Consider the following 21,842-nt stretch of genomic DNA (forward strand, 5'->3'; position numbering starts at 1 on the left):
ATACCCATGGCCTCGAAGCCCATGAGACCCGGAGCCGCCGCCCACATGTCCCTTCATCAAATCCTACAATGAGAAAGAGCCGACAAGCAGGCATTCCCTATTTGCTAGGGTTACCTGCTTGGCTTATCAGGTGACCGGAGCGTTGCTGTGAGAGCGTCGCCGCCGGTGGAGGGGCATCTAGGCCTGGATTCGAGTCGGCGCAAGGGAAAAATTCAGGTCGATGACATTTTTACGCATTTTGGCGGGCTGCACCCGAAAAATTAGGCATTTCCAGCCGCTTCGCTGAACGCCCGGGCGCCCGACGCCCCCTCCCCTTCCTTCCCTGCGCCAAAAAACGGGCCCAGTTCCGAACGGGCGACCACCTACACGCCCAGGGGCTTGGCCTCCGCCCCGCAAAGCGCGATAGCGGCCTGAACGCCCCGAAGAGGGCTGGCAGGAGTGAGAGGATGGCCCTTCGCGATATTTCCCATTTCTATGTCGGCCAAAGCGGCGAACCCGTCGACCGCTTCGCCGATGTGTTCGACCCGAACAGTGGCGAGATACAGGCGCGCGTCGCGCTCGGCACGGCGGCGGACCTAGAACATGCGGTCGCCGCCGCCCGCGCCGCGCAGCCCGGCTGGGCCGCGACCAATCCGCAGCGCCGCGCCCGTGTGCTGTTCCGCTTCAAGGAGCTGGTCGAGGCGAATATGGCGGCGCTGGCGCATCTCCTCTCCTCCGAACATGGCAAGGTGATCGCCGATTCGCGCGGCGACATCCAGCGCGGGCTGGACGTAATCGAATTCGCCTGCGGCGTCCCCCATTTGCTGAAGGGCGAATATACGCAGGGCGCGGGCCCCGGTATCGACGTCTATTCGATGCGCCAGCCGCTGGGCATCGTCGCCGGCATCACCCCGTTCAACTTCCCGGCGATGATCCCGATGTGGATGTTCGGCATCGCCATCGCCGTGGGCAACGCCTTCATCCTCAAGCCCTCAGAACGCGATCCCTCCGTCCCCGTCCGGCTTGCCGAGCTGATGATCGAGGCCGGCCTGCCCGAAGGCATTTTGCAGGTCGTGCAGGGCGACAAGACCGTGGTTGATGCGATTCTCGACCATCCGGAGATCAACGCGGTGAGCTTCGTCGGCTCGTCGGATGTGGCCCATTATGTCTACAGCCGCGGCGTCGCGGCGGGAAAGCGCGTCCAGGCGATGGGCGGCGCCAAGAATCATGGCATCGTCATGCCGGACGCGGATCTCGATCAGGTGGTGGAGGATGTCGCCGGCGCCGCTTTCGGTTCCGCGGGCGAACGCTGCATGGCGCTTCCCGTCGTCGTGCCCGTGGGCGAGGATGTGGCCGACCGGCTCCGCCAGAAGCTGATCCCCGCGATCGAGGCGCTGCGCGTCGGCGTTTCGACCGACAGCGAGGCGCATTATGGCCCGGTCGTCTCCGCGCAGCACAAGGCACGGATCGAGGACTATATCCGGACGGGCGTGGAGGAAGGCGCCGAGCTGGTCGTCGACGGACGCGGCTTCACGCTTCAGGGGCATGAGAAGGGCTTCTTCATAGGCCCTAGCTTGTTCGATCATGTGAAGCCGACGATGCGGAGCTACAGGGACGAGATTTTCGGCCCCGTCCTCCAGATCGTCCGCGCGCATAGCTTCGAGGAAGCGCTCAGGCTCCCGTCCGATCATCAATATGGCAATGGCGTCGCCATCTTCACGCGCAACGGCCATGCCGCGCGCGAATTCGCGGCGCGCGTCAATGTCGGCATGGTCGGCATCAACGTGCCGATCCCGGTGCCGGTCGCCTATCACAGCTTCGGCGGCTGGAAACGCTCGGCCTTCGGCGACACCAACCAGCATGGCATGGAAGGCGTACGGTTCTGGACCAAGGCGAAGACCGTCACCCAGCGCTGGCCCGATGGCGGCGCCACGGGCGACAGCGCCTTCATCATCCCGACCCTGTGACGAGCCCCCGCCATGCCGGATCCCGTCGTCCCGACCCAATTCGACCTCACCGACGATCAGCGCACCATCCAGGAAATGGCCCGGCGCTTCACGGCGCAAGCGATCATCCCCCATGCCGCGCGATGGGATGAAGAACATATCTTCCCGCGCGACGTGGTGAAGGCCGCTGCCGAGCTGGGCTTCGGCGCCATCTATGTCTCCGAAGAATCGGGCGGCATCGGCCTCGGCCGGCTGGAAGCGGCGCTGATCATGGAGGCGATGGCCTATGGCTGCCCCTCCACCTCCGCCTTCATCTCGATCCACAATATGGCGAGCTGGATGATAGACCGCTTCGGCAGTGCCGCGGCGAAGGCCAAATATCTCCCCTCGCTCGTCAGCTGCGACCAGCTCGCCAGCTATTGCCTGACCGAGCCCGGCTCCGGTTCCGACGCGGCCAGCCTCAGGACGAAGGCCGTGCGCGACGGCGACCATTATGTCGTCACCGGCACCAAGGCGTTCATTTCCGGCGCCGGCGAGAATGACCTCTATCTCACCATGGTCCGCACCGGCGGAGAAGGTGCCGGCGGCATAAGCTGCCTCGTCATCGAGAAGGACATGGCGGGCGTCAGCTTCGGCGCGCAGGAAAAGAAGCTCGGCTGGCATTCGCAGCCGACCGCGATGGTCAATTTCGACGGCGTGCGCGTGCCGGCCGAAAACCGCATCGGCGCGGAGGGCGAGGGCTTCCGCATCGCGATGACGGGGCTCGACGGCGGCCGGCTCAACATCGGCGCCTGCTCGCTCGGCGGCGCGCAACGCTGCCTCGACGAGACGATCCGCTATACGAAAGAGCGCAGGCAGTTCGGCGCTCCGATCGCCGACCTGCAGGCAACCCAGTTCACGCTCGCCGACATGGAGACCGAGCTCCAGGCCGCGCGCCTCCTCCTCTATGCCGCCGCCGCCAAGGTCAGCGCCGATGCGCCCGATAAGACCCGCTTCGCCGCCATGGCCAAGCGGCTCGCCACCGACACGGGCTCGGCAGTGGTCGATCGCGCGCTTCAACTTCATGGCGGCTATGGCTATTTGCGGGATTATCCGATCGAGCGCTTCTGGCGGGACCTGCGCGTCCACCGCATATTGGAGGGCACCAATGAGATCATGCGGCTGATCGTGGGACGGGAGATGGTGCGCCAATGAGCGAGCCGGTGAGCGGGCCAGTGGGCGAGGATGTCCTCACCTGTATCGAAGGCCGCGTCGGCCGCATTCGCCTCAACCGCCCCAAGGCGATCCATGCGCTCACCTTCGCCATGTGCGAGGCGATGATCGCCGCCCTGCTGAGCTGGCGCGACGATCCCGCGGTGGACCTCGTCCTGATCGACCATGCGGCAGGTCGCGGCTTCTGCGCGGGCGGCGATGTGGTGGCGCTTGCGAAGAGCGGTGCCGTCGACGGAGCGGATGCGCGCGCCTTCTTCCACAGCGAATATCGGCTGAACCATCTGCTCTTCACCTATGGCAAGCCGACCGTCGCGATGATGGACGGGATCACCATGGGCGGCGGCGTCGGCATCTCCCAGCCCTGCCGCCATCGCATCGCCACCGAGCGAACCGTCTTCGCCATGCCGGAAACGAGCATCGGCCTGTTTCCGGATGTCGGCGGCGGCCGCTATCTTTCCCGCCTGCCCGGCCGCATCGGCCATTATGTCGCGCTTACCGGCGCACGGCTCGACGGCGCGAACTGTTTCGCGCTCGGGCTGGCGACCGGCTTTGTTCCAAGCGAGGGGATCGCGGCGCTGAAGGCGCGGATCATCGAGGAGCCTTCGGCCGCAGCCCGGATCATAGCGGCGGCGAAGACCACCCCGCCGCCCGCGAAGATACTGGAATTGCGCGAGGATATCGATCGCCTCTTCGTCTCCGACCGCTATGAGCATGTGCTGGCGGCGCTCGAGGCCGATGGCGGCGAATGGGCTGCGGAGCAGCGCGAGATCCTCACCGCCAAATCGCCCCAGGCCTGCAAGGTCGCGCTGCGCGAGCTGGCCGAAAGCAGGAAGCTTCATGATTTCGCGGACGAAATGCGGATGGAATATCGCATTGCCGCCCGCGTCGTGCAGCGGCCGGACTTCGCCGAGGGTGTCCGCGCGCTGCTGATCGACAAGGATAATGGGCCGCGCTGGGATCCGCCGACGCCGGACGCCGTGTCCGATACGCTGATCGACGGGATTTTCGCGCCTCTGCCGACCGCCGAGGAATGGTCGCCCTTGGCATGAGCGGGCAGAGCTGCAGGATCGCGTTCCGCGCAGATGACGAACATTTGGGGAGAAGCCGATGTCCTATGAAACGATCCTCGTCGAACGGCATGATGCGGTCACGCTGATCCAGCTCAACCGGCCGCAGGCGCTGAACGCGCTCAATTCGCAGCTATTGGGCGAGTTGATCGATGCCTTCGCCGCGTTCGATGCCGATCCGGCGCAGCGCGCGGCCGTCCTCACCGGCAGCGAAAAGGCCTTCGCCGCCGGCGCGGATATCAAGGAGATGCAGGAACGGGGCTTCGCCGACATGTATGGCAGCAACATGTTCGCCGGCTGGGAAAGGGTGACGGCGACGCGCAAGCCCTGGCTCGCAGCGGTGGCCGGCTTCGCGCTCGGCGGCGGCTGCGAGCTGGCGATGATGGCGGATTTCATCCTTGCCGGAGACAATGCGAAGTTCGGCCAGCCCGAGGTCAAGCTCGGCATCGCTCCCGGCATGGGCGGGTCGCAGCGGCTGACGCGCGCGGTGGGCAAGGCCAAGGCGATGGAAATGTGCCTCACCGGCCGGTTCATGGATGCGGCGGAGGCCGAGCGCGCGGGCCTCGTCTCGCGCATCATCCCTACGACCGATCTGGTCGGGGAAGCCTTGAAGACGGCTGCGCTGATCGCCTCCATGCCGCCGCTCGCCGCCATCGCCAACAAGGAGATGGTCAATGCCGCCTTCGAGACGGGGCTCGCGCAGGGCATATTGTTCGAGCGGCGGCTGTTCCACGGCCTCGCCGCCACCGAGGACAAGGCGGAGGGCATGGCCGCCTTCGTCGAAAAGCGCCCGGGCGTCTGGAAGGGCCGCTGACGCCATGGAATGAATGATCGGGGCTTGCAGGAAATGGCACGGATCGCCTTCATCGGCCTTGGCAATATGGGCAGCGGCATGGCCGCGAACCTTGCCAAGGCGGGGCAAGAGGTCCGCGCCTTCGATCTCGCGACGGATGCGCTGAAGCGGGCCGAGGCCGCCGGCTGCCTGACCGCCACCTCCTCGGCCGATGCGGCGCGCAATGCCGATTATGTGGTGACGATGCTCCCCGCAGGCGGCCAAGTCCGCGCCGTCTATATGGGCGAAATATTCGATGCCGTGCCGCAGGCCGCACTGCTGATCGATTGCTCCACGATCGACATGGCTTCGGCGAAGGCGGTGGGAGAAGCGGCCGCCGCCAGGGGCCTGGCGATGGTCGACGCCCCCGTCTCGGGCGGGATCGCGGCGGCCAATGCGGGCACGCTCACCTTCATGGTCGGCGGCTCGACGGAGGCCTTCGCCCGCGCAGAACCGATCCTCGCGAACATGGGCAAGGCCCTGATCCATGCCGGTGGGCCGGGCGCCGGACAGGCCGCGAAGATCGCCAACAATATGCTGCTCGGCGCCACCATGGTCGCCACCTGCGAGGCCTTCGTGCTGGCGGGGAAGCTCGGCCTCGATCTTCAGACCTTTTACGATATCGCCTCCCGGGCGTCGGGCCAGAGCTGGTCGATGACGAGCTATTGCCCCGTGCCCGGCGTCGGCCCGGAAACGCCGGCCGATCGCGGCTATGAAGGCGGCTTCGCCACCGCGCTGATGCTCAAGGATCTGAAGCTCGCCATGGAAGCCGCGCAGGATGTGGACGCCAGCGTGCCGATGGGTGGCCAGGCCGAATCGCTCTATCAAGCGTTTGTCAATCTCGGCGGCGGATCCAGGGATTTCTCCGCGATCATCAAGCTGCTCGACGGAAGCTGGCGGCGCTGAATCCGGAAAGATACGGGAAAGCAACGATTAACTCGTCTCCCTATCCCCCGAAACAATACGTAAAGGGACCCCCCGCATTTACTAATTCGTCATCCTATCGTCTGATAAACGGGCCCCGAAAGAGGTGTATGATGGTAGCGCAGCGTTTGACGAAGGACGATCCGATGCGGGCCGCGCAGCCGATGCTGCCTGCCCAGCAGGAAATCGCGCACTCCTCCCCGGCGCGCGATCTTCAGGACATATTGCAGGCCCGCGTCACGCAGGCCACGCCGCCGGAGGAAAGCGCGCGGCATGGCTGGTCGCCCCGGCGCAAGCTGGGCGCACTGCTGCTCGCGACGGGACTGCTATGGGGCGTTCTGATCGGCGCGGCGATCGCAATCCTCCGCATCGCCGGCTGATCGGTCAGCCGATCGGCGGCAGGCCGTCCAGCAGCTTGTCGAGCGTGACGGGATAATCGCGCACGCGCACGCCGCAGGCATTGTGGATCGCATTGGCGATCGCGGCCCCCGCGCCGCAAATGCCCAGCTCGCCCACGCCCTTGGTCTTGAGCGGGGTCGACTTGTCATCCTCCTCGTCGAGGAAGATGGCATCGATGTCGGGCAGGTCGGCATGGGCCGGCACATGATATTCGGCTAGGTCGTGATTGATGAACAGGCCGTGCCGCCGGTCGACGACATTCGCCTCCATCAGCGCCGCGCCCACGCCGAACACCATGCCGCCGATCGCCTGGCTGCGCGCCGTCTTGGGATTGAGCAGCCGTCCCGCCGCGAACACGCCCAACATCCGGCGCAACCGCACCTCGCCGCTGTCGATCGCCACCCCCACTTCCGCGAAATGCGCGCCGAAGCTCGCCTGGGCATAGCTTTGGGTGAGTCCGCCGGGCAGCATCTCGCCCTCGGCGGAAACGCCCTCGCCGGCAAGCTCCGCCAGAGCCAGGCTCCGGCCGCCGCCATGCATCATCCCGCCCTCGAACCGCGCATCGGTCGAATTCAGCCCCGCTTTCTGGGCGAGCATGTCACGCAGCGCCATGCAGGCGTCATAGACCGCCGTGCCCGCGCTGTTGGCACCCCATGAGCCGCCCGATCCCGGCCCGCGCGGCAGGCGCGTGTCGCCGAGCCTGACCGTCACCGCATCGAGCGGCAGGCCCATCGCCTCGGCGGCCACCTGCGCCAATATGGTGTAGCTGCCCGTGCCGATGTCGGTCATCGACGTCTCGACCGTCAGCCGCCCCTGCCCGTCCAGCCGGACGCGCGCCTTGGCCTCGACGACATAATTTTCGCGGATGGCGGATGCGACGCCCATGCCCACCAGCCAGCGCCCGTCGCGCACCCGGCACGGCACGGGATCGCGCCGCTCCCAGCCGAACCGCCGCTGCCCCTCGCGCAATGCTTCCACCAGCTTGCGCGACGAAAAGGGCCGCGCCGGGCCGCGCTCGGGGTCATGCGGCGTATCGTTGATGACGCGCATCTCGACGGGATCGATGCCCGCTTTCTCCGCCAGCTCGTCCAGCGCGCATTCGAGCGCGAGCAGCCCCGCCGCCTCGCCCGGCGCGCGCATCGAGGCGGCGGGCGCGAGATCGAGCACCGCCTTGCGATTGCGGATCAGCCGGTTCGGCGCGGCATAGAGCAGCCGCGTCTGGCTCGCGGCGCCCTCCTCGAAGCTCCTGCCCGGTAGGTTGCCGCTGACGCTGTCATGCCCGATCGCGAGCAGCCGACCCTCCGCATCGCATCCCAGCCGGAGGCGCTGGATGGTGGCCGGGCGATGGCTGGTGCCGTTGAATATCTGCTGCCGGGTCAGCGCCAGCTTGACCGGACGACCGAGCGCGCGCGCGGCGAGCGCGGACAGGATCGCATCGGCATAGACGCTGATCTTGCCGCCGAATCCGCCGCCGATGAAGCGGGAGATGATCCGGATATGCTCGCTCGGCATCGCGAGCGTCGCGGCAATATCGCCCACCGACCAATCGGGAAGCTGCTGCGCGCTCCACAGGGTGAGCCGGTCGCCGTCCCAGCGGGCGATGCTGGCATGCGGCTCCATCATCGCATGCGCCTGGTCGGGCGTGGTGTAGCTGACGTCCACCGCAAAAGGGGATGCGGCGAAAGCGGCCTCGAAATCGCCCATGCGATGCTCGCCGCCCCGGGGGGGCCTGGCTTGCCTCTCGGCCTCGGCCAGGTCGAACCGGCCCGGCTCCCGTTCATAATCCACGCGGACCAGCCCGGCGGCATGACGCGCCTGCTCGAATGTCTCGGCGACGACCAGCGCCACCGCCTGGCCATGATGCGCTATCTCCGACCCCACAAGCTGGGGTGCCGCATCCCCGCCGCTCCCCTGGCGCGGCGCATTGCGATGCGTCATCACCATAAGCACGCCTTCGGCCGCTTCCGCCGCCGCGCTGTCGATCGCGACGATGCGGCCCTTGGCGATCGCGGCCGGCACGATCATGCCATAGGCGGCGCCCGGCACCTCCTCATGATATTCATAGGAATAGGTTGCGGCACCGCTCAGCTTGGCCGGGCCGTCCACCCGGTCGACCGGCTGCGCCACGATCCGCCGCGCGTCGAGCGGCGTCATGCTTATGGGCTTGTCATATCTCATCGGGCCATCGCCTCGCCCAGCACTGTCGCCAGCACGCGGCGGAGCAGCGGCAGCTTGAAGTCATTCTCGCCCCGCCCCTCGGCATCGGCCAGGATCGCGTCCGCCGCCGCATCGGCCGCAGCCCTCCCGCCATCGCTGCCGGTAAGCGCCGCTTCCGCCGCCTCGACGCGCCAGGGCTTGGGCGCGATGCCGCCAAAGGCGAGCCGCGCTTCGGCGATCGCCCTCCCCTCCCGCCGGATGATCGCCGCGATCGAGACCAGCGCAAAGGCATAGGAAGCCCGATCGCGCACCTTGCGATAAAGCTGCGCGCCCTCCACCGGTGCCGGCAGCGTCACCGCGGTGATCAGCTCGCCCGGCGCCAGCACCGTTTCCTGTTCCGGCCGATCGCCGGGAAGCCGGTAGAAATCGGCCAGTGCGATCGTCCGGGTCGCGCCGCCGCCATTCACCGTCTCGACCCTCGCATCGAGCGCGCTGAGCGCCACCGCCATGTCGGACGGGTGGGTCGCGATGCAATGGTCGCTCGCGCCGACGATCACATGCATCCGGTTGACGCCCCCGATCGCGGCGCAGCCCGATCCCGGGCGACGCTTGTTGCAGGGCGTGATGCCGTCGTAAAAATAGAGGCAGCGCGTGCGCTGGAGCAGGTTTCCGCCCGTCGTCGCCTTGTTGCGGAGCTGGCCGGACGCGCCCGCGAGCAGCGCGCGCGCCAGCACGGGATAATCGCGCCGCACGCGCATGTCGGCGGCAAGATCGGCGTTGCGCACCATCGCCCCGATGCGCAAACCGCCCTCGGCCGTCTCCTCGATCCGGTCGAGCCCGATGCGGGTCACATCGATCAGATGGGGAGGCGTCTCGATCCCATGCTTCATCAGGTCGATCAGATTGGTGCCGCCCGCGATGAACCGCGCGCCGGGAGTCTCCGCGGCGGCACGCGCCGCCTGCTCCGGGCTTTCGGCGCGTTCATAGGTGAAGGGCCTCATGCGCCCGCCACCTCGCGGATCGCGGCGATGATATTGGGATAGGCGGCGCAGCGGCAGAGATTGCCGCTCATCCGCTCGCGCAACTCCGCGTCGGTGAGCGGGGGTGCGGCCTCCAGATCTTCGGTCGCATGGCTCGGCCGCCCCGCCGCCATCTCCTCCAGCACGGCAATAGCGGAGCAGATCTGCCCCGGCGTGCAATAGCCGCACTGAAAGCCGTCATGGCGCAGAAAGGCCCGCTGCATCGGGTGCAGCGCGTCCTTGCCGCCAATGCCTTCGATCGTGGTGACCGCCTCGCCCTCATGCATCACCGCAAGGCTCAGGCAGGAATATAGGCGCCGCCCTTCCACCAGCACGGTGCAGGCGCCGCACTGGCCATGGTCGCAGCCCTTCTTGCTTCCCGTCAGGCGCAGATGCTCGCGCAGCATGTCGAGCAGCGTCGTGCGCGGATCGAGCTCCAGCACGCGCGCCTCGCCATTGACCGTCAGCGACAGCCTCATTTGAGCGCCGCTCCATCGAGCTTGAGCGCATCGGCGGGGATCAGCTCCGCCTTCACGCCCTTGGCCTGAAGCTGGGGCATGAACTGGTCGGCATCCCCCACCACCACGATGCTCGCGGCGGAAGGATCGAACAGCGACTTGGCAACCGCCGCCACCGCATCCGGCGTCACCGCCTCCACCTGGGCGGAATAGCGGCCGAGCTCGGACAGAGCGACGCCTTCGCTGGCGAGGTCGGCCAGCCGTTCGGCAAGTCCTGCCGTCGTCTCTATCTCCCGCCCGAAGCCGCCGTTGAGCACCGCCTTGCGCGTGGCCAGCTCGGTGACCGGCACAGGCTCCGCGCCCAGTCGCCGCATCTCGCCGACGATCAGATCGATCACCTCGGGCGCGGTCGGATTCTTGGTCTGGGTCGATGCCGCGATCGGTCCAACGCTCCGGCGCGGATCGATGCTGCTGCCCGCGCCATAGGCCAGGCCGCGCTTGATGCGGATTTCCTGGTTGAGCCGCGAGGAGAAGCCGCCGCCCAAGGTCGTATTCGCCACGATCGCCGGATAATAGCGCGGGTCGCTACGCGCGATGGTGGCGCGCGCCACCGTCACCGCCGCCTGCGCCGCGCCCGGCAGATCGACGACGATGACGCGCGGCCTGGTCGGGAGGGCGGTCACGGCCGGCCGCACGGCCGGCGCCGGCGATGCCTTCCAGCCGCCGAACAATTTCGTCGCAAGCTCGGTCGCCCGATCGGCGCTTATGTCGCCGACCAGGATCAACGTTGCATCCTCCGGCCGCCAGCCCGCTCTATAGGCGGATTGCACGTCAGCCCGCGTGATCGCCTTCAGCGAGGCGGGGGTGCCGCCGGCGGGATGGCCATAGGGCGTGTCGCCATAGACGGCGCGCGCAGCGACCATCCGGGCGAGCCGGGCAGGATTTTTGAGCGCGATGCCGACCTCGTCGATCGCCTGGATGCGCGCGCGCTCCAGCTCCTCCTCCGCAAAGGCCGGATTTTGCGCCACATCCGCGAAGACACCAAGCGCCGGCGCCAACTGATCGGATTTGACGGTGAGCGACAAAGTGGAGCCGTCCCAGCCCGCGCCGCTGCCGATCGATCCGCCCAGCGCCTCGATCGCCTCGGCAATCTGCGTGGCCGATCGGGTCGCCGTGCCCTTGGTCATCAGCGTCGCGGTCAGTTCCGCCAGCCCCGCCCGGCTCGCGGGATCCGCTGCCGCGCCGCCGCCCACCACCAGCTCGGCGCTGACCAGCGGCAGGTCGCGCTTCTCGACCACCACCAGTCTCAGGCCATTGGGCAGGCGCCGCTCGATCGGCGTCGGCACGGTAACGGGAACGGGCGTGGCCGGCGCCGGCGGGTTAATGCGTTCGGCGGCCGGGGCAGGCGTCACGCTCGCCACGCCCGGCGGCACGGCGAGCGGCGCGGTCTTCACGGTCGATGCGATCGCGATGCGGTCGCCATCCTTGCCCGCCGGCCGCTCCTCCTCGGGCAGATAGTGCACCACCACGCGCCGCTCATCCGCCAGATAGATACGCGCCACGCGCTGCACGTCGGCGGCGGTCACGGCTGCTATCTCTTGTATCTCGCGATCCGCCGCCTTGGCATCGCCCTCGATGAGGACGGCGGTGGCGATGGCGGATGCCTTGCCCTCCGCCGTCTCGCGCTCGGCAAGTGCGGCGGTCAGCAGGCCGTTCTTGGCCTCGGCCAGCTCGGCATCGGTGACGGGTGCGTCGCGCAGCCGGGCGACCTCGCGGCGAAGCGCCGCCTCGCCTTCCTCGGCGCGCTTGCCCCCGGCCATGATCGCCAGCGCACCGAACGCGCCCGTGCCCTGCTTGTCGTCCAATATGGTCGAGGCCTGCTGCGCGATCTGGTCGCGATAGACGAGCGACTGATAGAGGCGCGAGCTCTCACCTCCGGAAAGGATCGCGTCGAGCACGGTCAGCGCCGCATTGTCCGCGCTGCGCGCCGGCGGGATCAGCCAGCTTATCAGCACCGCCGGCAGCGGCGTGTTCGGCTCATAGACGGTATAGCTGCGCGGGCCGGCGCGGGTGGGCTCGGCGACGGATACGCGCGGGATGGGCCGGTTCGGCCGCGCGATCGGCCCGAAATATTGATCCACCCATTTGTCGAGCTGCGCCTGATCGAAATTGCCCGAGACGACCAGCACGGCATTGTCCGGCCGGTAATAAGTGGCGTGGAAGGCACGGATGTCATCGATCGTGGCAGCGTCCAGCTCGGCGATGCTGCCGATCACGCCGCGCGCATAAGGGTGCGTCGCATAGGTCGTCCTGGGGAAATAGGTCTGGAACAGCCGGCCATAGGGCCGCGCCTCGCCCGAGCGCAGCTCCTCCTTCACCACGTCGCGCTCGGATGCGAACACGCCCGGCTCCACCACCAGCGCCCCCATCCGCTCGGCCTCTGCCCATAGCAGCCGCTGCAGATGATTGGCCGGCACCACTTCATAATAATTGGTATAATCGTCGCCGGTCGATGCATTGTTATAGCCGCCGACATCCTCGGTCAGCCGATCCATCTGCTCGGGCACCATGTTGCGCGTGGCCTTGAACATCAGATGTTCGAACATGTGCGCGAAGCCCGATCGGCCGGCGGGATCGTCCTTCCCGCCGACATCGTACCAGACCTGCACGGCAACATTGGCGGTCGACTTGTCGGGAATGGAATAGATGCGCAGGCCGTTGGCGAGCGTGCGGCTCTGATAGGCGATCGGAGCGACGGCGCTGGCGGCGGGCGCGGCCGGCGCCTTCCCCGCCACCGCATAGAGCATCAGGCCCGAAACAAGCGAACGCAGCAATATCGACCGCATGGCAATCCCCGAATTTTCATGGCCCCATCGGGCGCGGACGCGCGGGACGGGTCACAAGGATCGTCAGCCTGCGCCGGTATGACGCAAAAGGAAAGCCCGTCAGATCAGCCCGGCGAGTGGGCTGGACGGATCGGCATAGCGCCGCCGTCCCATGCGCCCGGCACGATAGGCGAGGCGCCCGGCCTCGACCGCCGCCTTCATCGCCGCCGCCATTAGCACCGGATTCTTGGCCTCCGCGATCGCCGTGTTCATCAGCACGCCGTCGCAGCCCAGCTCCATCGCCGCCGCCGCGTCCGATGCGGTGCCGACGCCCGCATCGACCAGCACGGGCACCTTGGCGCCTTCCACGATCAGCCGGATCGTCACCGGATTCTGGATGCCGAGCCCCGATCCGATCGGTGCGCCCAGCGGCATGATCGCCACCGCGCCCGCATCCTCCAGCCGCTTCGCCGCGATCGGATCGTCGGCGCAATAGACCATCGGCTCGAACCCCTCCTTGGCGAGGATCTCGGTCGCGCGCAGCGTCTCCAGCATGTCGGGATAGAGCGTCTTGGCCTCGCCCAGCACTTCGAGCTTCACGAGGTTCCAGCCGCCTGCCTCGCGCGCCAGCCTGAGCGTGCGGATCGCCTCCTCGGCGGTGTAGCAGCCGGCGGTATTGGGCAGATAGGTGATCTTCCTGGGGTCGATATAGTCGGTCAGCATCGGCGCGTTGCGATCGGCGATGTTCACGCGCCGCACGGCGACGGTCACGATCTCCGCACCCGATGCCTCCACCGCCGCCGCATTCTGCGCATAATCCTTATATTTGCCCGTGCCCACGATCAGCCGCGAGCGGAAGGTGCGGCCCGCCACCGTCCAGCTATCTTCCTCCAGCTTGGTCGCATGATCGCCGCCGCCGACGAAATGGACGATCTCCAGCTCGTCGCCATCCTCGACGCGCACCTCGGCCAAGGTGGAACGCGGCACCACCTCCAAATTGCGCTCGACCGCCACCTTCTCGGGCACGAGGCCCAGTTCGGACGCGAGCTCGGCCAGCGTCAGCCCGTCCATCACGCGGCGATGCTCGCCATTCACCCGGATGCTGATCGTGCCGTCGCTGTGCATCAATAATCTCCGTTCGTCCCGCATGCCTTCGGAGGCGGAACATGCCCCGGCCGGACCGTCGCGGCCGCGCCCGTTTGGTACATGTTGCGTTCCAGCATATAGGAAGCACCCGACTTGCGCCGCAACCGAAAGGCTCCGAATGGCCGACACGCCGATCGTCTACGTCCTCAACGGGCCCAATCTCAACCTGTTGGGGATGCGCGAGCCCGAAATTTACGGCCATGAGACGCTGGACGACATTGCCGACAGGCTGGAGGATCATGCGCGCGAGATCGGCCTTTCGGTCGATATGCGCCAGTCCAACCATGAGGGCCATCTGGTCGATTGGCTGCACGAGGCGAATGCCGGGGGGGCCAAGGCGGTGATCCTCAATGCGGGTGCCTTCACCCACACGTCCATCGCGCTGCATGATGCGATCAAGGCGATTGCCGTGCCCGTGATCGAGGTGCATCTGTCCAATCCGCACAAGCGGGAGGAATTCCGCCACCAGAGCTTTGTAGGCCGGGCGGCGAAGGGCACGATCGCCGGATTCGGCCCGCTCTCTTATGTGCTGGCGCTGGACGCGGCGGCCAAGCTCTGACAGTAGCGCGCGCTTGATCGCAAGAATGAAGTTCTGAACAATAAGAAGGGTCCCGATGACCGAGGAAAACCGAGGCGCCATGCAGGTCGATCCCGATCTCGTCCGCCAGCTCGCCGTCCTGCTGGACGATACCCGCCTGACCGAGATCGAGGTGCAGGATGGCGATCGGCGCATCCGCGTCGCGCGCAACATCACCATCGCGGCCGCCGCGGCGCCCGCTTATGCGCCGGTCGATGCCGCGCCCGCGCCTGCCGCCCCGGCCACGCCGGCGCCGGCGCCGGCGGTCGATCTGGCCGATCATCCGGGCACGGTGCGCTCGCCGATGGTGGGCACCGCCTATCTGGCGGCGACGCCCGGCGCCAAGCATTTCGTCTCGCCCGGCGACAAGGTCGCGGCCGGCGATACGCTGCTGATCGTGGAAGCGATGAAGGTGATGAACCCGATCGTCTCCCCGCGCGCCGGGACGGTCAAGACGCTGCTGGTCGACAACGCCCAGCCCGTCGAATTCGATCAGCCACTCGTCATCGTCGAGTAAGCCCCGTGGCGATCGAAAAGATCCTCATCGCCAATCGCGGCGAAATCGCGCTCCGTATCCATCGCGCCTGCCATGAAATGGGCATCAAGACGGTTGCGGCGCACAGCACGGCGGATGCGGATGCGATGCATGTCCGCCTCGCCGATCAGGCGGTCTGCATCGGGCCGCCGCCGGCGGGGGAGAGCTATCTCAACATCCCCAACATCATCTCGGCGGCCGAAATCTCGGGGGCGGACGCGATCCATCCCGGCTATGGCTTCCTGTCGGAAAATGCCCGCTTCGCCGAGATTGTCGAATCGCACAATCTGATCTGGATCGGCCCCAAGCCCGAACATATCCGCACCATGGGCGACAAGGTGGAGGCGAAGCGCACCGCCGCCGCGCTCGGCCTGCCGCTGGTGCCGGGATCGGACGGACCGCTCAAGGATGTCGAGCAGGCACGCCGCGTCGCGGCCGAGATCGGCTATCCCGTGCTCATCAAGGCCGCGTCGGGCGGCGGCGGTCGCGGCATGAAGGTCGTGCCGTCCGAGGACCAGCTCGAGAGCCTGATCGGCCAGGCGCAATCGGAAGCCAAGGCGGCGTTCGGCGACGACACCGTCTATATGGAGAAATATCTCGGCAATCCGCGCCATATCGAATTCCAGATCTTCGGTGACGGGCGGGGCAATGCCATCCATCTGGGCGAGCGCGACTGCTCGCTCCAGCGCCGCCACCAGAAGGTGCTGGAAGAAGCCCCCTCGCCCGTCATCTCGGCGGAGCAGCGCGAGGAGATGGGCTCGCTCGTGGCGCGTGCGATGGCGGAGATGGGCTATCGCGGCGCGGGCACGATCGAATTCCTCTATGAGGACGGCCGCTTCTACTTCATCGAGATGAACACCCGCCTGCAGGTGGAACATCCGGTGACGGAGGCGATCACCGGCCTCGATCTGGTGCGCGAGCAGATTCGCATCGCCGAGGGCAAGGGCCTCACCCTCCGGCAGGAGGATGTGATGTTCCGCGGCCATTCGATCGAATGCCGCATCAATGCGGAGGACTGGAAGACCTTCGCCCCCTCGCCCGGCCTGGTGAAGAGCTTTCATGCACCCGGCGGCATGCATGTCCGCGTCGATAGCGGCCTTTATGCCGGCTATAAGGTTCCGCCTTATTATGACAGCATGATCGCCAAGCTGATCGTCTATGGCCAGACGCGCGACGGCGCGCTCCGTCGCCTCCGCCGCGCGCTGGAGGAATTTGTGGTGGAAGGCATGAAGACCACCATTCCGCTCCATCAGGCGCTGCTCGACGATCCCGACTTCCAGAAGGGCGATTATACGATCAAGTGGCTGGAAGAATGGCTGGCCCGGCAGAAGGATTGATGTCTCGTCACTCCGGCATGAGCGGATACGTGAATGTCGGAGCGACCTCGGGAAGATGATGGCATGAAGGCGACGATCTGGCACAATCCGCGCTGCGGCACCTCGCGCAAGACGCTCGCGATCCTTCAGGAGACGCCCGGCGTCGAGCTCGAGATCGTGGAATATCTCAAGACCCCACCCTCGCGCGACCGGCTCGCCGCCCTCTATGCCCGCGCCGGTCTCTCTCCGCACGAGGGGTTGCGCGCGAAGGAGCCGCTCGCTGCCGAGCTCGGGCTGACCGGGCCGGAGATTGGCGACGACGCCATTTTCGACGCGATGGTGGCCAATCCCATCCTGATCGAACGGCCGCTGGTCGAGACGGACAAGGGCGTCCGCCTCTGCCGTCCGCAGGAAAAGGTGCGGGAGATAATCTGATAGCGGCTCCCCCCGGGGAAAAGCTGTGGTCTCCTACCTCGAATCGTAACGGGGATTCGGCAAAGGGCCGGACATCGGGAGGAGCAGGCATGACGGCGGTTGCGATCTACAGCCTCAAGGGCGGCGTCGGAAAGACGACCATCGCGGTCAATCTCGCCTTCGCCGCGTCCCGCTCGGGCCGCAAGACGCTGCTCTGGGACCTCGATCCGCAGGGCGGTTCCACTTGGCTGCTCGGCGGCGACGAGACGGTCGGCAGCGATGCCCGCGCCCTTTTTTCGAAGGATATCCGGCCGGATCGGCTGATCCGCTCCACCGCGATCAAGCGACTCGATCTCCTTCCCGCCGATCCGTCGCTGCGCACGCTCGACCTGTTCCTCCACGAACTCGACAAGAAGAAGCGGCTGGCCAAGCTGGTCGAGACGCTGGCCGGGGATTATGACCGGATCATCCTCGATTGCCCGCCCGGGCTCACCGAAACGAGCGAGCAGATATTACGCGGCACCGCGCTGATCGTCGTCCCCGTCATCCCTTCCCCGCTTTCACAGCATGCGCTCGGCACGCTGGAGGCGCATCTGGCGCTCGAGCATGGCCGTGATCGGCCGCTGATGCCTGTCTTCTCGCTGGTCGACCGCCGCCGCCTGCTCCACCGCCAGGCGCTCGCCGCCGAGCCCGACTGGCCCGTCATCCCCATGGCGAGCGCGGTCGAGGCGGCGACGCTCGATCGCGTGCCGGTCGGCCTCTCCGCCCCGCGCTCCCCCGCCAGTGCCGCCTTCAAGTCGCTCTGGAGCGGGATCGAGCGGCGGCTCGCGGCAAAATAGCGACCTGCCTCCGACCCGGCGAGCGCGGGCCTCATCTCTTTCGGCATTTGCAACATCCCCGCCACGCGATACCATATATGGCGTGGCTCCGATCGATCCCGATCTTCTCCTCCGTGCCTATTCGATCGGCGTGTTTCCGATGGCTGACAGCCGGAATGCGCGCGACATCTTCTGGGTCGAACCCAAGAAACGCGGCGTCCTGCCGCTGAACGGCTTCCACCTGTCCCGCTCGCTCGCCAAGACGTTGCGCGCGGATAAATTCCAGGTGACGGCCGACAAGGCTTTTTCGCAAGTCGTCGCCGCCTGCGCGGAATCGACCGCGCTCCGGCCCGACACCTGGATCAACCCCTCGATCGAGCGCGCCTATGCCGAGCTTCATGCGCGCGGCTACGCTCATTCGATCGAATGCTGGCAGCATGGCCGGCTGGTCGGCGGCCTTTACGGCGTTCGGCTGGGCGCGGCCTTTTTCGGGGAAAGCATGTTCAGCCGTATGCGCGACGCCTCGAAGGTGGCGCTCGCCTATCTGGTGGCGCGGCTGAAGGTCGGCGGCTTCCGGCTGCTCGATTGCCAGTTCATCACCGATCATCTCGCCTCGCTGGGCGCGATCGAGATCGAGCGGGCTGCCTATGTCGCGTTGTTGGACGATGCGCTCGGATTGGCGGGCGGGGCCGGCGCCGGGGCGGCGGGGACATCATTCTCGCCGCCGGCCGATTTCTTCGCGCTGGACCGGCTCTGGCCGGAGGAAGGCGCCGCGGCCGATACGGTTTCCGGTCCGATATCCGGGTGGCGCATCGCACAGCTCTTGGGCCAGACGTCGTAAAGCGCGTTCTCGATCACGTTGAGCGACGGCGATTCCTTGTAGAGCCAGCCGGAGAAGATGCGGCGCCATTTATCGTCCGTGCCGCGCATATCCGCCTGGACGAAGGCGCCGGTCAGCTTTTCCGGCTCCCAGGGCGCGGTTGTCTCACAGGCGCGCAGCCGCACCACCAGATCGCCCACGCGCACCGCGCCGCCGGGCTTCAGCGTCACGTCGCGCCACAGGCCGTTGCGCTTGTTGAGGATGCCCAGCACGGCCACCCGTTCCGCCATCGGCGTCGCGACGCGGACGGCGGGCTGGGCCGGGGCCGCTTTCGGCCGTTGCGCGGCCGGCACGGTGGAGGCTTCGGCCGGGGCTTCGCTCTCGGGCTGGAGCTCGTCGTCGGCGGGAACCGCCTCCTCGTCGGGCACCGTCAGCTCGGGCTGCGGCGCGGCCTGGATGGCGGAAACGGCCTGCCAGCCACCGATCGCCAGCGCACCGCCGCCGATCAGGCCCGCCGCCACGCGACGCAGCCGGCCGGCCGGCATCACGGGGCGGTCGGCGCCGTGCCGTTGCCGGTCGCGGCGCTGTCGCTGCTCGGGCGATTGATGAATTGGCCGATCAGCGCCATCAGGTCCATCGCGCCCTGCGTATCGGTGATCATGTCACCATTTTTGAGCGACGTCTCGCTGCCGCCCGGGGTCAGGCCGATGAAGGTGCTGCCGAGCAGCCCTTCGGACGTCACCGACGCGCTGCTGTCCGCCGGCAGCTTCACCGAAGGATCGATGGCGAGCTTCACCGCCACCTGAAAAGTCTGCGGATCGAGCTTCTGGTCCGTGACGCTGCCGATCTTCAGGCCCGCGACGCGCACGTCCGTACCGACGGTCACGCCAGCCGCATTGGGGAACAGCGCCGTCACGGTGATGGCATTGGCCTTGGCGCCGCCGCCGGTACGATCCCAGGCGAACAGAACGAACCAGATGGCGAGCAACACGACGGCCAGGCCGACGATCGCCTCGACCACATTCTCCCTGAGAATGGTCTTCATGGCTTAATTCGGGCTCCAGGCCTCATAATCACCCGTCGCGGCGGCGCGGCGCCCGCCCTTCTCCAGCGCGCCGGCCGGGCGATAGGCCTGGTCCGTGCCGGTGAGATTGGGCAATGCGGGCTTCTCCCAACGCCGTGCGGGCGGTAGATCCTCGGGCCGCTCGTCGATCGTATTATGCAGCCAGCCATACCATTCGGATGGTACGCGGCTCGCATCGTTCGATCCGGAATAGATCACCCAGCGCCGCGTCACGCCGTTTATCGGCTTCCTCGACTGATAATAGACATTGCCGAGATGGTCGGTGCCGACCTTCTCGCCATGACGGCGGCTGAAGATCGTGGTGCCGACGGTGGCGCCGTTCCACCAGGTGAAGATGCTTGCGAGCAGTCCCATGGGATTCGGCTTAGCGCCAGAAACGGCGCGAAAGCAACTGTCCTGAATCACCGCCTGCACAAAGGCGCCATCCGACCCGGTCGAGCGGGGTTCTCAGCGCGGCCAGCTCACCTTGTCGCCCTCGGCGATCCCGTCCGTCGCCGCGGTGCCGCCGTTCAGCTCGAGCACCGCCGCCACCGGCTCGCCCGAATCGATCAGGTCCAGCGAATAGGGCATAGCGCGCTCCGCGATGCGCGCGATCGTGCCGTCCGCGCGGATGAAGATCAGGTCGAGCGACAGCACCGTATTCTTCATCCAGAAGGTGGCGGGCCGCGGCGGGTCCATGGGAAAGATCATCCCCTGGTCCGCCGGCATCTCGGTGCGGAACATCAGCCCCCGCTCCTGCTCGGCAGGCGTGCGGGCGACCTCCACCGAATAGCGGCGCGCGCCCTTCGCCGTCTGGATGGTCAACGGCACGAGCGCGCTTGCACTGGCTCCCGTCTCGCGCGCATCGGCCGCCGGCTGCGCGCCGCAACCGACCAGCGCCAGCGCCACGGCGACTGCCGACAATAGCTTACGCATTACATCTATCCTTGTTCCGCCGCCCTAATCGGCCGTCATCGAGAGGGAGACCACCAGCGGCCCCTTCCGCCCGTCCGCGATCCGCGCGAACAGATGCTGCTCGGTCTTGAGCTCGGCCAGCCCGGAACGGCGCACCGTCTCCATATGGACGAAGATATCGCGCCCGTCGCTGCCCCGCACGACGAAGCCATAGCCCTTGAGCTGGTTGAACCATTTGACCATGACCGGCTCGAACGGCCCCGCCGTATCGACCAGTTCGATCGGATTGACATGATCGGCGGTGCGCCGAGCGACGAGATCGGCATCCGGCCCGGTCGCGGTGCTGAGGTCGATCTCGATCACGCGGCGGGCCTGCATGCCCCGCTCGCGGCGCACCGCCTCGCACACGACACGGCTGCCCTCGGGCAAGGTGCGCCGCCCATGATCGCGCAATACCGAAAAATGGACGAGTATATCGCCCTGCCCCTGATCGCCGATGACGAAGCCGAATCCCCGCGTCGCATCGAACCATTTGACGACCCCGGCGATGCGCTCGCACGGATCCTCGAACCCCCGGCCCATGCTAATGTGAAGACCATTGTCCGTCACATCGGCCCCCAACAACGCCCCACGATCGGACATAACCGGCCCAAACCCCCCTGCCAGACGGTCAAGCTATCATGTCTGCCAAAAATCGGAAGTAAAAATGCCGTATTTCACTCGCCGGCGACATATTCTGTTCGGCTTTTTCTGCCGACAGGCCATACCGACGATGACGATCAGCCGGGCACCGGGCCGATATGGCACCGCATTTCAGTCGAACAGCGCCTCGTCGGCCAGCTCCTCGCCGGGCGCGGCGTTGACGATCTTGCGCGATAGGGCGAGATCATGGCCCGCGCGAAGCATCGCGGCGAGCGCGCGGCGGCGCACATCCTGGTCCGCCTCTTCCCGCGCGAACGGCCCGATCCGCCGCCGCCGGGCGAAGGCGAGCGCGCTTCGGAGCGCATCCGCGGCGGCCGCATCCCGCGCCTCTGCGGCATCCGGCTCCTCGATGCCGGCGGCGCGCAGCGCATCGGCCACCCGCCGCGCGCCATAGCCGCGCCGGCCGAGCGAGGCCGCGCGCGCCTCAGCGAAGGCGCGATCATCGACATAGCCGAGCGCCGCGAACCGATCGACCAGCCCATCGACCGGCGGCGCGCCCTCGCCGCCCCAGCCGCGTTCGTCGAGCTTGCGCATCAAATAGGCGCGCAACTTCGCCCGCGTCGTGGCATAACGGCCGACATAGGACAGAGCGAGCCGCTCGACGCCCTCCGCGTCCAGCGGCGGCCGGCCCATCCTACGGTTGCGATTTGTCTGAGCCCGTGTCACGCGCCACGTTTGTGCCACAGTCGAGCCGGATTTTGAACGCGCCTTGCCGGCT

22 protein-coding genes and 1 pseudogene are annotated in these 21,842 nt (G+C 67.2%); 12 read left to right on the plus strand and 11 right to left on the minus strand.

Translation table 11 applies throughout. From position 1 onward, the window contains the following. The first annotated feature begins 446 nt into the window (after positions 1–446). The 6 genes from CLG96_RS14365 to CLG96_RS14390 all read left to right on the plus strand — a co-directional run bounded on the left by CLG96_RS14365 (position 447) and on the right by CLG96_RS14390 (position 6,340). The gene (locus CLG96_RS14365) at positions 447–1,946 is read left to right on the plus strand and encodes a CoA-acylating methylmalonate-semialdehyde dehydrogenase (protein WP_107968832.1); all 1,500 of its coding nucleotides are present in this window, start codon (positions 447–449) and stop codon (positions 1,944–1,946) included. 12 nt (positions 1,947–1,958) lie between these two features. Continuing rightward, positions 1,959–3,119 (plus strand): acyl-CoA dehydrogenase family protein, encoded by a 1,161-nt coding sequence (locus CLG96_RS14370; RefSeq protein WP_107968834.1) that lies wholly within the window; start codon positions 1,959–1,961, stop codon positions 3,117–3,119. A 20-nt stretch (positions 3,120–3,139) separates the two neighbouring features. Then, positions 3,140–4,186 (plus strand): enoyl-CoA hydratase/isomerase family protein, encoded by a 1,047-nt coding sequence (locus CLG96_RS14375; protein ID WP_107968950.1) that lies wholly within the window; start codon positions 3,140–3,142, stop codon positions 4,184–4,186. A 58-nt stretch (positions 4,187–4,244) separates the two neighbouring features. After that, complete coding sequence (locus CLG96_RS14380; protein ID WP_107968836.1) at positions 4,245–5,018, plus strand: enoyl-CoA hydratase; 774 nt, start codon at positions 4,245–4,247, stop codon at positions 5,016–5,018. Between the two features lie 33 nt (positions 5,019–5,051). Further along, entirely contained in the window at positions 5,052–5,942 is an 891-nt protein-coding gene (mmsB, locus tag CLG96_RS14385) for a 3-hydroxyisobutyrate dehydrogenase (protein ID WP_107968952.1), read from the plus strand. A 128-nt stretch (positions 5,943–6,070) separates the two neighbouring features. Further along, entirely contained in the window at positions 6,071–6,340 is a 270-nt protein-coding gene (locus CLG96_RS14390) for a hypothetical protein (RefSeq protein ID WP_107968838.1), read from the plus strand. A gap of 4 nt (positions 6,341–6,344) precedes the next feature. Here the strand turns inward: CLG96_RS14390 and CLG96_RS14395 are convergent, their stop codons facing one another. The 5 genes from CLG96_RS14395 to thiS all read right to left on the minus strand — a co-directional run bounded on the left by CLG96_RS14395 (position 6,345) and on the right by thiS (position 13,943). Next, the gene (locus tag CLG96_RS14395) at positions 6,345–8,537 is read right to left on the minus strand and encodes a xanthine dehydrogenase family protein molybdopterin-binding subunit (protein WP_107968840.1); all 2,193 of its coding nucleotides are present in this window, start codon (positions 8,535–8,537) and stop codon (positions 6,345–6,347) included. Continuing rightward, positions 8,534–9,517, minus strand: a complete 984-nt coding sequence (locus CLG96_RS14400) for an FAD binding domain-containing protein (RefSeq protein ID WP_107968842.1) — start codon at positions 9,515–9,517, stop codon at positions 8,534–8,536. Before CLG96_RS14400 ends, CLG96_RS14395 begins: the two co-directional genes overlap by 4 nt. Next, entirely contained in the window at positions 9,514–10,014 is a 501-nt protein-coding gene (locus tag CLG96_RS14405; RefSeq protein WP_107968844.1) for a 2Fe-2S iron-sulfur cluster-binding protein, read from the minus strand. The genes CLG96_RS14400 and CLG96_RS14405 overlap by 4 nt, the downstream gene beginning before the upstream one ends. Next, positions 10,011–12,839, minus strand: coding sequence for a M16 family metallopeptidase (locus tag CLG96_RS14410; RefSeq protein WP_107968845.1), 2,829 nt, complete (start codon positions 12,837–12,839; stop codon positions 10,011–10,013). Before CLG96_RS14410 ends, CLG96_RS14405 begins: the two co-directional genes overlap by 4 nt. Before the next feature lie 99 nt (positions 12,840–12,938). Next, entirely contained in the window at positions 12,939–13,943 is a 1,005-nt protein-coding gene (gene thiS / locus CLG96_RS14415) for a sulfur carrier protein ThiS (protein ID WP_107968847.1), read from the minus strand. Between the two features lie 139 nt (positions 13,944–14,082). On the opposite strand from thiS, the gene aroQ reads away from it, so the two are divergent. From aroQ to aat, 6 genes are all read left to right on the plus strand, one after another. Continuing rightward, positions 14,083–14,523: a type II 3-dehydroquinate dehydratase gene (gene aroQ, locus CLG96_RS14420; RefSeq protein ID WP_107968849.1), complete on the plus strand. Its 441-nt coding sequence runs from the start codon at positions 14,083–14,085 to the stop codon at positions 14,521–14,523. A 55-nt stretch (positions 14,524–14,578) separates the two neighbouring features. Continuing rightward, positions 14,579–15,058 (plus strand): acetyl-CoA carboxylase biotin carboxyl carrier protein, encoded by a 480-nt coding sequence (gene accB, locus CLG96_RS14425; protein ID WP_107968851.1) that lies wholly within the window; start codon positions 14,579–14,581, stop codon positions 15,056–15,058. A gap of 5 nt (positions 15,059–15,063) precedes the next feature. After that, positions 15,064–16,413 carry an acetyl-CoA carboxylase biotin carboxylase subunit gene (gene accC / locus CLG96_RS14430; RefSeq protein ID WP_107968853.1) on the plus strand — a complete coding sequence of 450 codons (1,350 nt, stop codon included), beginning with the start codon at positions 15,064–15,066 and terminating at the stop codon, positions 16,411–16,413. Between the two features lie 63 nt (positions 16,414–16,476). Then, positions 16,477–16,827 (plus strand): arsenate reductase (glutaredoxin), encoded by a 351-nt coding sequence (arsC, locus tag CLG96_RS14435; RefSeq protein WP_107968855.1) that lies wholly within the window; start codon positions 16,477–16,479, stop codon positions 16,825–16,827. Positions 16,828–16,916: 89 nt separating this feature from the next. Next, the gene (locus tag CLG96_RS14440) at positions 16,917–17,645 is read left to right on the plus strand and encodes a ParA family protein (RefSeq protein WP_107968857.1); all 729 of its coding nucleotides are present in this window, start codon (positions 16,917–16,919) and stop codon (positions 17,643–17,645) included. A gap of 82 nt (positions 17,646–17,727) precedes the next feature. Then, positions 17,728–18,465, plus strand: a complete 738-nt coding sequence (gene aat, locus CLG96_RS14445) for a leucyl/phenylalanyl-tRNA--protein transferase (RefSeq protein WP_107968859.1) — start codon at positions 17,728–17,730, stop codon at positions 18,463–18,465. Between the two features lie 35 nt (positions 18,466–18,500). Here aat and CLG96_RS19370 read toward each other — a convergent pair. The 6 genes and pseudogenes from CLG96_RS19370 to CLG96_RS14475 form a co-directional block, all read right to left on the minus strand. Further along, a pseudogene (locus tag CLG96_RS19370) lies at positions 18,501–18,989 on the minus strand (DUF2155 domain-containing protein); the annotation flags it as partial. After that, entirely contained in the window at positions 18,989–19,489 is a 501-nt protein-coding gene (mlaD, locus tag CLG96_RS14455) for an outer membrane lipid asymmetry maintenance protein MlaD (protein ID WP_107968861.1), read from the minus strand. The gene mlaD and the pseudogene CLG96_RS19370, both read right to left, overlap by 1 nt. 3 nt (positions 19,490–19,492) lie before the next feature. Next, a complete protein-coding gene (locus CLG96_RS14460) occupies positions 19,493–19,882 on the minus strand; it encodes an NADH:ubiquinone oxidoreductase subunit NDUFA12 (RefSeq protein WP_107968863.1) in 390 nt (129 codons plus the stop codon). 93 nt (positions 19,883–19,975) lie between these two features. Continuing rightward, the gene (locus tag CLG96_RS14465; RefSeq protein WP_107968865.1) at positions 19,976–20,443 is read right to left on the minus strand and encodes a DUF192 domain-containing protein; all 468 of its coding nucleotides are present in this window, start codon (positions 20,441–20,443) and stop codon (positions 19,976–19,978) included. Positions 20,444–20,467: 24 nt separating this feature from the next. Further along, a complete protein-coding gene (locus tag CLG96_RS14470; RefSeq protein WP_107968867.1) occupies positions 20,468–21,004 on the minus strand; it encodes a cold-shock protein in 537 nt (178 codons plus the stop codon). Between the two features lie 231 nt (positions 21,005–21,235). Beyond that, on the minus strand, positions 21,236–21,757 hold the full coding sequence (locus tag CLG96_RS14475; RefSeq protein ID WP_107968869.1) for a regulatory protein RecX: 522 nt from the start codon (positions 21,755–21,757) through the stop codon (positions 21,236–21,238). Between the last annotated feature and the right edge of the window lie 85 nt (positions 21,758–21,842).

Origin of the sequence: Sphingomonas oleivorans (assembly GCF_003050615.1) — a bacterium.
In the GTDB taxonomy this organism is placed as follows: domain Bacteria; phylum Pseudomonadota; class Alphaproteobacteria; order Sphingomonadales; family Sphingomonadaceae; genus Sphingomonas_H; species Sphingomonas_H oleivorans.